This window comes from Aeromonas rivuli (assembly GCF_020149575.1).
Lineage (GTDB): Bacteria > Pseudomonadota > Gammaproteobacteria > Enterobacterales > Aeromonadaceae > Aeromonas > Aeromonas rivuli.
On record NZ_CP079742.1, the window covers coordinates 335,194 to 347,307 of the forward strand.

The following is a 12,114-nucleotide window of genomic DNA, read 5'->3' on the forward strand; positions in this document are numbered from 1 at the left end:
GGCCCCATGGCCCCTCTCTCGTGATGTGTATCGCGGCACGCTAGCCATGGGCCGCATGCTGACGGCAGGCCTCGCCGAAGGCGGTGAAGATCTTGACCGAGTGGGGGTTGTCCTTGGCATGCCATTCGGGATGCCACTGCACTGCCAGGGTGAACTGAGGCAGCGCTGGGGCATGGATCGCCTCGACCAGGCCATCTTCGGCATAGGCCAGCGGCGCTAATCCTTTGCCCAGGCGCTTGATGGCTTGCCCATGCAGTGAGTTGACCGGTATTTGCGTGGCGCCCATCAGTTCGGCGAACCAGCTGTCTTCGACCAGCTCGACCATGTGGCTCTCCCCATACTGCACCTCGGGCGGAGTCTGGGGATCTTCGCGATGATCCTCAAAACCCGGCTCGCAGTAGACCTTCTGATGGATGTCACCGCCGAGGGCGACGTTGATCTCCTGCATGCCGCGACAGATGCCGAGTATGGGCAGCCCCTTGCCGATGGCGGCGCGTACCAGTGCAATATCAAACAGATCCCGCTCCCTGTCCTGGGCCTTGTCCGGGGTCAGGTTTGGCTCGCCGTAGAGCGCCGGATCTATGTTGGATCCGGCGCCACTCAGATAGACACCATCGGCCAGGGCCAGATAGCTGTCGAGATCCTCGATGCCGCAGCAGGTGGGCACCAGTAGCGGAGTGCAGCCACCTATTTCGACCAGCGGTTTGATGTATTTATGGGTCATCACCTGATAGTCATGACCATTGCGTGCCTGGATCCCCATCGTCATCAGAACCAGGGGCTTTCGTGTGGGGGCAGCTTGTGTTTGTGCGGACATAGATCACCTTGGCATTCCTTTGCAGTCCCGCGGGGACGTCTCGCGCCTTGGGCTCGCCCTGACTAATATCAGGGCCTGCCTCAAGGCAAGTCTAGGAGATCCGGGGCGTCATATCGGGCTATGCCGCGGGGCGAGAAGAGAGAGATGACGGCCTGGACCCCGATTTCAGTCTGCCAAGGCCGTTAAATATGTCAAACGAAATGAGCTGATTTTGTTACTGAACAGTGATCAGAAAGAGAGAGGATGGGCAAATTCAGGGCTAACTGATGGTTGGCTATGAGAAATAGGAGTGCTTGGTCGGTGGATATATTAAACGGGTGGCAGTTCATGCCTGCCACCCGTTTTGCTGACAAAGAGGCTGACTCAGGCCAGTACAAACTCTTCGATGACCCGGGCGACCCCGTCCTCATCATTGCGGCTGGTGATGTGCTGGGCCAGGGCCTTGAGTGATTCGGTGGCATTGCCCATGGCGACGCCGAGCCCTGCGTACTCGACCATGTGGCTGTCGTTACCGGCATCTCCCACGGCAATCACCTGGCTGGCGTTGAGGCCAAGGTGCTCCGCCAGGGCGGCAACCCCACTGCCTTTGTGGCTCTGGTTGTTCATGATCTCCAGGAAGTAGGGGGCGCTCTGTACCACGGTATAATCCTCATAGAGGCTGCCAGGCAGCGCCGCTATGGCCCGGCTGAGCAGGCTGGGCTCATCGATCATCATCACCTTGAGGATGGCCTCGTCAGGGGGCAGGGCGGCGAAATCGACCAGCTTGATGGGCATGCCGGTCAGACGGGATTCATGCTCCGTGTAGTGGCTGAGGCGGGGGGCGATCAACCCTTGGGATACCGAGAAGCCATGGACATTGACACCCTGCTGGTCGGCAAGGCTGGCGATCAGGCTGGCGTCGGCCCCGGTCAGTAGCTGGCTGCGAATGACACTACCACACGCCACCCGTTGCACCATGGCGCCGTTGTAGCTGATCACATAGTCATCCGGGCCCGTCATGCCCAGCTCCTCCAGATAGCGGGTCATGCCCTCCAGGGGGCGACCCGAGGCCAGTACCACGGTCACGCCGCGGGCGCGGGCGGCCTGGATGGCAGCCTGGGTGCGGGGGGATATCTCCCCTTGCGGGGTCAGCAGCGTGCCATCCATATCTAATGCGATCAGTTTGTACATCGACTTCTACCTGCTCTGTGTGGAGTGCAAGCTGCGAGTGTACCCAAGATCCCGCACGGGATCACGGCGTGGCGTAGCTGCGCCCCTCGAAGAGGAGTCACACTATCGGCTCCCGCTGGGTGGCGATGCGCGCGGTATATTGCTGCGTGGCTTATCTGCGCCCCTCGAAGGGCTGCAACACTATCTGATCCTGCTTGATGGCGATCCTGATGGGGCCATGGTCGATGTCGACCCGATAGCTGCTGTTGGCCAGCTCCACTTCGACGCCGGCACAGAGGCGCTGGGTCGCGGTGACGTCCATCTCGCTGAGGAGTTGCTGCAGGGCTTGCTGGGCCTCATCGAGCTTGGCGTCCAGCCCCTTGCTCTGGGTCAGAAACTGCAGACGCAGCGTCTTGATGTTCTCCAGGGTTTGCGGGTTGCGGCGATCGCTCGGCAATTGCAGCAGCTTGAGCAGCAAGTCCTGCACCTTGAGTAGCTGTTCCCGGCAAGCCTGCTTGCGCTGTCTGAGCTCCTGCTCCTGCTGCTTGTGGGTGAAATACCCGCCGAGGATCTGCAACCGGGTATGGTTGGCGGCGGAGGCCCCTATGCTGGGGGCGAGGATCTGGCGATTGGCAATGCTGATGCCGCCGAGCAGGGTTCCCTTGCGCATGGCGCTGTCGCCGACCAGCAGATCCTGGCCGCTGCGGCTGTGGCAGTGGGTGAGCTGAGTCTGGATATGGATATTGCCGCCCGCTTCGAGCCTGGCGTACTGGGCATAAGCTGCGTGGATCTCCCCCTGAGCCGTGAGTCGGCAGAGCAGTTCGCTCTCCTCCGTCTTGCGACCTATGATGCCATGGCGGACAGTGATGGAGCCGCCTGATTCGATATCGGCGCCCTCGACGAAACCGCCAATCACCACGTCGCCGCTGGCCTTGACGCGCATGCCGGCGAACACATCACCACTGATGACCAGGGCGCCCTCGAAGGTCACGTGACCGCTGCGCGCATCCACCTGTTTGAGGCTGAGCACATCGTCGACCCGCATGCCCTGTTTCTCCAGGCAGGGCAGGCCGGGGCGGCTGGCGACGATCAGATTGGGATCATCGGTGGCTATCTCAGTTCCCTCCCCAGGCAGCATGGCTATCTCCTTGCCCGGTTTGACAGGCAGGTTCTGACCGGTGACGGTCAGGCCGGGGGAGCCCTGGGTCGCCGGGTGGCGGCGCATCAAGGGTTCCCCGGTGCGCACCGTGATCAGGCTGCCGAGATCGCGCAGGTCTACCTTGCCGTGTTCCGTTTCCTGGGGGGTGAGGATGCGATCGGATGGGGTCTCAACCAGGCGCTCGAAGCGGGTATCCAGACCGGGGATGGGAGGGGTGCCGTGGGCGATGGCGGGCTGGATCAGGCTGCCAGGCGCCCCCTCCTTGGCGAGCTTGATGGCCAGCTCTATCAGGGTACCCTGCACGCCGTTATTGACCTCACTCTCGGCCAGAGCTTGCTGCATCTGTTCAAGGGTCAGGGGCCTTCCGCCCCAATCGCAAGTGATCTGGGCCCGGGCCGTCATCTTGTCGCTGTCGATCAGTATCATCAGCCGGGCGTCCTGGCGCTTGGCGATGGGGATCGGATTGGGGGGAATGGGGGCATCGGGTCTGCTCTGCAGGGTATTGAGCAGGGTGACCACCTGCTTGATCCCTTCGTGCAGGGGCTGGTAGCGGCGACAGTTGGAGGCGTGCAGCAGGGCGAGCACATCGGCTTCGCGCACTGGTTTTTCTGACCCGGGCAGGATGCGCAGGCAGGCCAACTCCATATCTGCGGACAGCTGTAACCACTCTTTGCTTAACACCCTGGCTCCTGCACAGTCCATCTGACTGATTTATCTATCAATTCCATGAGTTCCCACCCTGTCGATACCCTGATGGGAGTGGGTGATGGCCCAGTATCCTGAACATTCTTCTTATTGGTCAATGAGCTATGTCCAAATGGGTGACGAGGGTTGAAGAAATCCCCGGGGGGAGGGGATATGCTCAGGGCACAGTCGCAAGGGGGAAGGCAAGATGGACTCATGGCACAGAGGCGGGCTCTGTCTGCTGGCATTCACGCTGGTTGGTTGTCAGCCGACGACTGCGCCGGGGGCGCTTGGCACCCTCGAGCGGGACAGGGTCGAACTGACGGCCACCGCGAGCGAGATCATCCGTGCCCTGCCACTGGCAGAGGGCAGTCAGGTGGCGGCCGGGGATCTCTTGGTGCAGCTCGATGATAGCCGCCAGCAGAGTGTGCTGGCCGAGGCCAGATCCGCTGAAGCGGCGGCCCGCGCGGCCCTGGCCAGGCTCACCAATGGTGAGAGACCCGAGGACATAGCCGCAGCCCGTGCCGATCGGGATCAGGCCCAGGCCAACTTGCGCGAGGGGGAGCGCAACTTCACGCGCGTTGCCCAGCTGGTACGTCAGCAGCTGATGAGCCCGGCGGATCTGGACCGGGCCCGCGCCGAGCGTGATGGCGCCCTGGCCGCCTGGCAGGGGGCGGAGCAGCGTCTCGCCAAGCTGGTGCACGGAGGGCGTATCGAGGATATCGAAGAGGCCCAGGCCAACCTGGCCGCGACCCGTGCCCGGGTGGCCCTTGCCGCTCAGGGGCTGGCAGATTTGAGCGTGCGGGCTCCCCGTGGCGGTCGGCTCGACAGCCTGCCCTATCAGCTGGGAGAGCGGGTGGCGACCGGCGCCGTACTGGCGCGTCTGCTGGCCGAGGATGGACCCTATGCCAGGGTCTATGTGCCCGAGCCTGACCTGGCCCGCTACGGCCCGGGGCTGGGACTGGCGGTCTATGTCGACGGGGTGGCCGACCCCATGACAGGCAGCCTGCGCTGGATTGCCAAGGATCCCGCCTTCACTCCCTATTACGGACTCAACGAGCTGGACAGGGCGCGGCTGGTCTATCTGGCCAAGATTGATCTGCCGGCCGCCGCCAACCTCTTGCCAAGCGGCATACCCCTGCGAGTGGAGCCGAACGATGAGTGAAACGGCTCGCCAGGAGAGTCCCTGCATGGGCGAGCCGGCGATCCTGGCCGAGGGGTTGACGAGGCGTTTCGGTGACATGGTCGCGGTCAAGGAGTTGGCACTCTACCTGCCCAGGGGGCAGATCCATGGCTTCCTCGGTCCCAACGGTTGTGGCAAGTCCACCACCCTGCGCATGTTGACCGGCCTGCTCACCCCTTCTGCGGGGCGGGTGAGGGTGCTGGGGCTGGAGATCCCGAGGCAAGCCGAGGCGCTGCGCCAACGGATCGGTTATATGACGCAGAAGTTCTCCCTCTATGACGAGTTGACGGTGTGGGAGAACCTGGAGTTCATGGGGCGCATCCACGGCATGGCCAAGCCGGCCCTGACGCTGCGCCAGCAAGAGCTGCTCAGCACCTATGAACTTACCCCCCTGGCCCGGCGGCGGGCGGGGGGGCTGAGCGGTGGCCAGAAGCAGCGTCTCGCCCTGGCCGCCGCCGTCATTCACCGGCCGGATCTGCTGTTGCTCGACGAGCCGACTTCGGCGGTGGATCCCCAGAACCGGCGCGATTTTTGGGAGAAGTTATTCGATCTCAGCGAGGCGGGGACCAGTATTCTGGTGACCACCCACTACATGGATGAGGCGGAGCGCTGTCACCATCTGGCCATCATGGAGGCGGGCCAGGTACGGGCGCAGGGTTCACCCCAGGGGTTGATGGATGCCATGGCGACCCGAGTGGTGGAGGTGCAGGCACCGGATTTACGCGCCCTCAAACAGCAGTTGCTCGCCCTGGGCATGGTGCGTTCGGCGGCCCAGCTCGGTCAGCGGCTACGAGTGCTGGTGGACAAGGAGCCGGCCGACCCTGTGGCCTGGTTGCGTCAGGCTTGCCCCGCCCTGATGGGGGCCGAGCTGGTGCAGGTCAGGCCCAGCCTGGAGGATGTGTTCGTCAGCTGCACGGGCCAGGAGGTGAGGGCATGATCCGCTGGCTGCGGCTGTGGGCGATCACGACGAGGGTGAGGGCATGATCCGCTGGCTGCGGCTGTGGGCCATTACCCAGAAGGAGCTGCGTCAACTCGCCCGGGACAGGCTCACCTTTGGTATGGTGGTGATGATCCCCCTGATCCAGCTGCTGCTGTTTGGCTATGCCATCAATACCGATGTGCGCCATATCCCGGTTGGTCTGCTCGACATGAGTCGCACGGCGGATGCCCGTCTGCTGGTGGAGGCGGTCAAGGCGACCCAGGTGGTCAGCATCGCGCGCCACTATGAGGGCGTCGACCAGGCGGAGTCGGCCCTGACCCGGGGGGAGGTGCGCGCCGTGCTGGTGTTGCCGGCGGATTTGCCGAGGCGGCTCGGTGAGGGGCGCCCCGTGGGGCAGTGGCTGGTCGATGGCTCGGATACCCTGATCGCCAGCGCCCTGCTTGGCCTGCGCAGCATGCCGCTCACCGAGCTGGACGCCCGCCTGACTCAACCTCCGGTCAGTCTGGAGACGGTGCTCTACTTCAACCCCTCGCGCCGTTCGGCCATCAACATAGTGCCGGGTCTGCTCGGGGTCATCCTCACCATGACCATGATCATGTTCACGTCGGCGGCCATAGTGCGCGAGCGGGAGCGGGGCAATCTGGAGCTGCTCATCACCACCCCGGTGACGGCGCTGGAGCTGATGCTCGGCAAGATATTGCCCTACATCGGGGTGGGCCTTGTCCAGGTCGCCATCATATTGGGATTGGGTCACCTCATTTTTGCCGTGCCGATCAACGGGGCCCTGAGTCAGGTGCTGCTGGCCACCCTGCTGTTCATCGCCGCCAGCCTGACCCTGGGGCTGCTCATCTCGACCCTGGCTCAGACCCAGTTGCAGGCGATGCAGATGACGGTGTTCGTACTGCTGCCCTCCATCCTGTTGTCGGGTTTCATGTTTCCCTACGAGGGGATGCCGGTGCCCGCCCAGTGGGTCGCCGAATTGCTGCCCGCCACCCACTTCATGCGCATCATTCGCGGCATAGTGCTACGGGGGGGCGAGCTGGCATCGCTCTGGCAGGATGCCCTCTGGCTAGGGGGCTTCGCCGCCATAGTGCTGCTGCTGGCGGCCCATCGCTTCAAGAAGAGCCTGGATTGAGGTGGTGGAAGAGGACCCCGGATTGCCGGGGTCTGTGGCATCACTCGGGCAGACGCCGGGCGCTGCGGGGCAGGGTGGGATAATCGGCGATAACCGGCAGCGCTGCCTGCTGGCGGCGCAGCATGTCGAGGGCGGCGAAGGCGAGCAGGCGTCGGCCACTGGCGGGATCCGGATGATTGACCCTGAGGGTCTGTCCCCAATGGCGGCCATCACGAGAGAGCAGCAGGGGCACCCCCTCGGGGCCGGCGCGGCCTATGGTGAGCGCCAGTCCCTGTGCTGGCCCCTCGAGCCGTGCCAGATCCTGGGGCAGATCCTGGCGGTAGCTGGCGCTCACCCCGACCCGATCCCGGCACAGGGCCAGCAGGGCCCCCTGACTGGCCCCTTCAATCAGTTGCAGGGGTTGGTGCTCGTCGAGGCTTGCCAGTATCTGCAACCAGGGAGCCTGATCCCCTCGCCCTACCAGCCAGGGCTGGATCGCCTGGATCAGCCGGGTCTCGGCGATCGCCATGTCTGCCGCACTCGCCCCGTGACCGATCAGCTTGAGCTCGATGAGCGGCATGGCGGAGCGGTAGCCGAGCTCGATCCCGGCGGGCCAGGGGGCGGCATCGAGCTGGTCGCTCAAGGCCGACTCCGAGATGCCGAAGCTGTAGAAACGGCGCAGCTCGGTGTCCCGGGCACTTCCCGCACCGCGTAGCCGTGGCACTATCTGCTCGCGCACCATCTGCTTGAATTCGAAAGGCACCCCTGGGGTAAAGAAGAGTCGGCTCTGGCCATGGCGGACCAGGAAGCCGCAGGCGGTGCCGACCGGGTTATCGAGAATCTCGCTGCCCCCTGGCAACCAGGCCTGTTTGGCGTTGCTGGCAGGCATGGGGCGACCCCGGCTGGCATAGCGCGCCTTGATGACCTCGAGCCAGTCAGGGTAGAGCGCCAGCGGCGCGTCAAAGGCTTCGGCGGCGGCTTGCGCGGTCAGATCGTCGGCAGTGGGCCCCAAACCACCACAGACCAGCACCAGCTCGGCGCGGGCCGCGCATTCGCGCAGCAGGCTCACCAGGTCGGCCATGTTATCGCCCACCGTATGGCGGCGCCGCACCTGCCACCCCTGTTCGAGCAGCAGGGCGCTGAGCCAGGCGGCATTGGTGTCCACCACCAGGCCGGTCACTATCTCGTCCCCGGTGCTGATTATCTCTATGTGCATGACAGATTCCTGATGAGGCTGGTTTAACGTGGGGGGCGGCCAGCTTGCCGTGTCGTCGGGACAGGGCGCCAGGCAGCATGGGATTGTAGCGGCCCCACGGGAAGACTATCCAGAGGATCCATCCCGGCCACTATTTCGGTTTGGGGTCGAAGTAGTAGCTGATGCGAGTGCGCGGGTTCAGGTATTCAAACACGGCGGGGGGGAGGCGCTTGGGGTGGATCACCTTGGCGATGGTGAGTCCGACCTGGCTCAGATCGATGATGGCCGCCTCCTGACGTGGAATGCCCGGGTCATAGAGCAGTACGCTCGGATAGAGCAGGCTGCTGCCCTTGATGGCGATGACCAAGCCAATCTGGCCATTGGATAGCTGTACCACGCTGCCCGGAGGATAGATGCCGAGCAGGCGGATCAGCAGGGCCAGATAGTCGGGGTTGAATTGGCCCTTGCGCTGCTTGTAGAGGCTGGAGAGGGCAGAGAAAGGCACCTTGGCATGGCGGTGGCAGAGATTGTCATATTCATTGATCAGGGAAACGAGCTGGGTCAGAGGATCGAGCTGGCTGGCCTTGAGTCCCAGGGGCCCGCTGCCATCCAGGTACTCGTGATGGTGCAGCACTATGCCCTTGGCCTCCTCGGGAAAGGATGGGGTCAGGTTGACAAGGCTGAGGCCATAGCGGCCATGTTGCGCCAGCAGGTTTTGCTCCGGCTTGGTCAGTGGCTCGCGTTTACGCACTATCTGGCTCGGGATCTTCAGCTTGCCGATGTCATGGAAGAGGGCGCCCATGCCGACCTGGCTTATCTGTTCAGCCCCCAGATTGCACTCCTTGGCCAGCATCATGCTCAGCACGCTGACGTTGAGGGAGTGGTAGTAGAGCTGGTCGTCCACGTCACCCTCGGCCATCAGGTGCAGCACCAGATCGTCCGCCGCCAGCAGTTGCCTGGTGATGGCATCGATGAGATCTTTCGCCTCGGTGATGGCATTGAGCGGACGGGCCTGCACCTTGCCCATCAGGCTGCGTACCTGGCTCAGAGAGTGCTGAAACTGCTTGTCGCACTGCTGTACGTCATGGCGGTATTGCTGCAACCGGGCGATGCGCTCCTCTTTATCCTGCTGCATCGCCTCTTGTTGGCTGCTCCGCTCTGACATTGGGATCTCAACGGGGGCGACACTATCCGGAGGCAGAGGCGGGCTGTCGCTCTTGTCGGGGAACAGGGTGACCTGTTGCAAGCCGAGTCGACGGATCAGCGCTATCTCTTCCTCACTCTTTATCTTGAAACTGGAAAACAGGAAAGGGTGCTCACGCCAGCCCAGAGGCAGGGAGACATAGTTGCCGACTTGCAGCCTGTCTACTGAAATGGTGATGCCAGCCATGATGCTCGGAATGAGGGGCGCTTGAGCCGTATGCTAGTCAATGGCAGGGGTGAACACAAAGGTATCTGATGACAGCTCGGGTGCTTTATTATAGGCTTCTAGATGTCCAGACATTCTTACCGATGCAGTACAGGGAGTCAGCATGCCCATCAAGATCCCGGATCAGTTGCCCGCCGCCGAAGTATTGGGGCAGGAGAACATCTTCGTCATGACGGAATCCCGGGCCGTCACCCAGAACATACGCCCGCTGCGGGTGCTTATTCTCAATCTGATGCCCAAGAAGATAGAGACGGAGATCCAGCTGATGCGGATGCTCTCCAACTCGCCCTTGCAGGTAGACGTCGATCTGCTGCGCATAGACGATCGGGAGTCGAAGAACACGCCCCAGGCGCATCTGGAAAACTTCTATCACGATTTTGAGCAGGTGCGTGGCAACAACTACGACGGCATGATCATCACCGGGGCCCCCCTGGGGCGGGTGGAGTTTGAAGAGGTCATCTACTGGGACAAGGTGGTCGAGATCATCGAGTGGTCCCACGAACATGTTACCTCCACCCTCTTCCTGTGCTGGGCCGTGCAGGCGGCGCTCAAGGCGCTCTATGGCATGGACAAGCAGACCCATGGCGAGAAGCTGTCCGGCATCTATCGCCACCACCGGCTGGATGAGAACGAGCCGCTGCTGCGCGGCTTTGATGACGACTTCGTGGCGCCCCACTCCCGTTATGCCGCCTTCGATGGCGATCTCATCCGCGCCCATACCGACCTGCAGATCTTTGCCGAGTCCGAGGAGGCTGGCGTCTATCTCGCCGCGACCAAGGATTGCCGCCAGGTGTTCGTCACCGGCCACCCCGAATATGACGTGCTGACCCTGGATGGGGAGTACAAACGGGATCTCGAGGCGGGACTCGAGCCCATGGTGCCGGTCAACTACTACCCCGACAATGACCCGGCCAAGCCGCCGCGCGCCAGCTGGCGCAGCCATGGTCACCTGCTGTTTGCCAACTGGCTCAACTACTACGTCTACCAGCTCACCAGTTATCGCCTGGAAGATATCGGCAAGGTGTTCACCTACGAGAAGCCCCGCAACTGAGGGTGACTTGCCGTCTCTCCCCCATGAAAAAGCCGCTCAATGAGCGGCTTTTTTGGCCTTGCAGGGCGGTCTGAGTGCAACCTTTATCAGTCAGCTCAGTAATCGCCGTGGGCCCGCTTGGCTTTTTCGATCATGGGGGTGATGGTCATCCCCTGGATCACGATGGAGAACATGACCACGGCATAGGTCATGATCAGTATCACTTCGCGCAAGTCCACCCCTGAGGGGAGCATCATGGTGTCGGTTGGCAATGCCAGCGCCATCGCCATGGCCAGGCCGCCCCGCAGGCCGCCCCAGGTCAGGATGCGGATGGAGAAGGTGTTGTAGCTGCGGAACTTGCGAAACGCCACATAGGGCAGGGAGACGCTGATGAAACGCGCAGCCAGGCAGAGTGGAATGGCGATGATGGGCAACAGCCAGAACTCCCAGCCGATATCGAGCAACACTATCGCCAGACCGATCAGCAGGAACAGCAAGGCATTGAGGAACTGATCCATCAACTCCCAGAAGTGATCCAGATAGTGCTTGCTCTGTTCGGAGAAGCCGGTGTGACGAGTCCAGTTGCCGATCATGATACCGGTGACCACCATGGCCAGGGCACCGGAGACACCCATGATGTTGGCCAGGGCAAAACCGGCAGTCGGGATGCAGAGGGTGAGCAACAGTTCCAGGGAACCATCATCGGTGGCGCTGATCATGACGTGGGCCAACAGGCCAAGCAGCAGACCGAACAGTATGCCGCCGAGGGCCTCATGCATGAAGACGGAAGCCACCCCCGAGAAGGTGGGCTCGCTGCCGCCAAAGGCCACGGCAAAGACGGTGACGAAGATCACCAGACCCACACCGTCGTTGAACAGGGATTCCCCTTCGATCTGGATGGCGATCTGGGGTGGCGCCTTGAGCTTCTTGACGATGGCCAGCACGGCGATAGGGTCGGTGGGGGAGATGAGTGCCCCGAACAACATGCAGTAGATGAAAGGAATTTCCCAGCCCAGCAGCGCCGAGATGCCCCAGAAGCCGTAGCCGATGAGGAAGGTCGACAGCAGGGTGGAGAAGAGGGCAAGAATGGTGATTTCCCACTTCTGATCCCGCAGTGCTGGCAGGTTGATCCCTATCCCGCCTGCGAACAGCAGGAAGCCCAGTATCCCCTTGAGCAGGAAGTCCTGGAAGTTGATGCTCTCCATGGTGGAGACGGCAAGGGGTTCCAGATTGAACCAACCCAGCTTGCCGAACATGACCATCAACAAGGAGATCAGCATGGAGCCCGCCGTGATGGCGATGGTGGTCTGGATTTTGAGGACATATTGGTTGGCGAAGGCGATAAGAATCGCCAATGCTGCCAAGAAGCAGAGAGTGTAGTAGACGCTCATAGTTATTTTTCTCGTTGGAGTTA

General features: G+C 62.4%; 10 protein-coding genes. 4 read left to right on the forward strand and 6 right to left on the reverse strand.

The annotated features are described in order from the left end of the window. Positions 1-40: 40 nt before the first annotated feature. From KYK33_RS01510 to KYK33_RS01520, 3 genes are all read right to left on the reverse strand, one after another. Positions 41-817 carry a gamma-glutamyl-gamma-aminobutyrate hydrolase family protein gene (locus KYK33_RS01510; RefSeq protein ID WP_224431820.1) on the reverse strand — a complete coding sequence of 259 codons (777 nt, stop codon included), beginning with the start codon at positions 815-817 and terminating at the stop codon, positions 41-43. A 363-nt stretch (positions 818-1,180) separates the two neighbouring features. Next, positions 1,181-1,987, reverse strand: a complete 807-nt coding sequence (yidA, locus tag KYK33_RS01515; RefSeq protein ID WP_224431821.1) for a sugar-phosphatase — start codon at positions 1,985-1,987, stop codon at positions 1,181-1,183. A 151-nt stretch (positions 1,988-2,138) separates the two neighbouring features. Next, a complete protein-coding gene (locus KYK33_RS01520) occupies positions 2,139-3,806 on the reverse strand; it encodes a DUF342 domain-containing protein (RefSeq protein WP_318010407.1) in 1,668 nt (555 codons plus the stop codon). 211 nt (positions 3,807-4,017) lie between these two features. Between KYK33_RS01520 and KYK33_RS01525 the strand changes: the two genes are divergently transcribed. From KYK33_RS01525 to KYK33_RS01535, 3 genes are read left to right on the forward strand one after another with little or no spacing between them, the layout of a single operon-like run. Then, positions 4,018-4,974: an HlyD family secretion protein gene (locus KYK33_RS01525; RefSeq protein WP_224431822.1), complete on the forward strand. Its 957-nt coding sequence runs from the start codon at positions 4,018-4,020 to the stop codon at positions 4,972-4,974. A 25-nt stretch (positions 4,975-4,999) separates the two neighbouring features. After that, the gene (locus KYK33_RS01530; protein WP_318010415.1) at positions 5,000-5,929 is read left to right on the forward strand and encodes an ABC transporter ATP-binding protein; all 930 of its coding nucleotides are present in this window, start codon (positions 5,000-5,002) and stop codon (positions 5,927-5,929) included. A 43-nt stretch (positions 5,930-5,972) separates the two neighbouring features. Further along, on the forward strand, positions 5,973-7,067 hold the full coding sequence (locus tag KYK33_RS01535) for an ABC transporter permease (protein WP_042040008.1): 1,095 nt from the start codon (positions 5,973-5,975) through the stop codon (positions 7,065-7,067). A 40-nt stretch (positions 7,068-7,107) separates the two neighbouring features. Here KYK33_RS01535 and KYK33_RS01540 read toward each other — a convergent pair whose 3' ends face one another. Further along, on the reverse strand, positions 7,108-8,262 hold the full coding sequence (locus tag KYK33_RS01540) for a competence/damage-inducible protein A (protein WP_224431824.1): 1,155 nt from the start codon (positions 8,260-8,262) through the stop codon (positions 7,108-7,110). Positions 8,263-8,392: 130 nt separating this feature from the next. Further along, a complete protein-coding gene (locus KYK33_RS01545; RefSeq protein ID WP_224431825.1) occupies positions 8,393-9,631 on the reverse strand; it encodes an HD-GYP domain-containing protein in 1,239 nt (412 codons plus the stop codon). A gap of 142 nt (positions 9,632-9,773) precedes the next feature. Between KYK33_RS01545 and metA the strand changes: the two genes are divergently transcribed. Further along, the gene (metA, locus tag KYK33_RS01550) at positions 9,774-10,721 is read left to right on the forward strand and encodes a homoserine O-acetyltransferase MetA (protein ID WP_042040005.1); all 948 of its coding nucleotides are present in this window, start codon (positions 9,774-9,776) and stop codon (positions 10,719-10,721) included. A gap of 95 nt (positions 10,722-10,816) precedes the next feature. Here metA and KYK33_RS01555 read toward each other — a convergent pair whose 3' ends face one another. Continuing rightward, on the reverse strand, positions 10,817-12,091 hold the full coding sequence (locus KYK33_RS01555; protein WP_224431826.1) for a cation:proton antiporter: 1,275 nt from the start codon (positions 12,089-12,091) through the stop codon (positions 10,817-10,819). Positions 12,092-12,114: the final 23 nt, after the last annotated feature.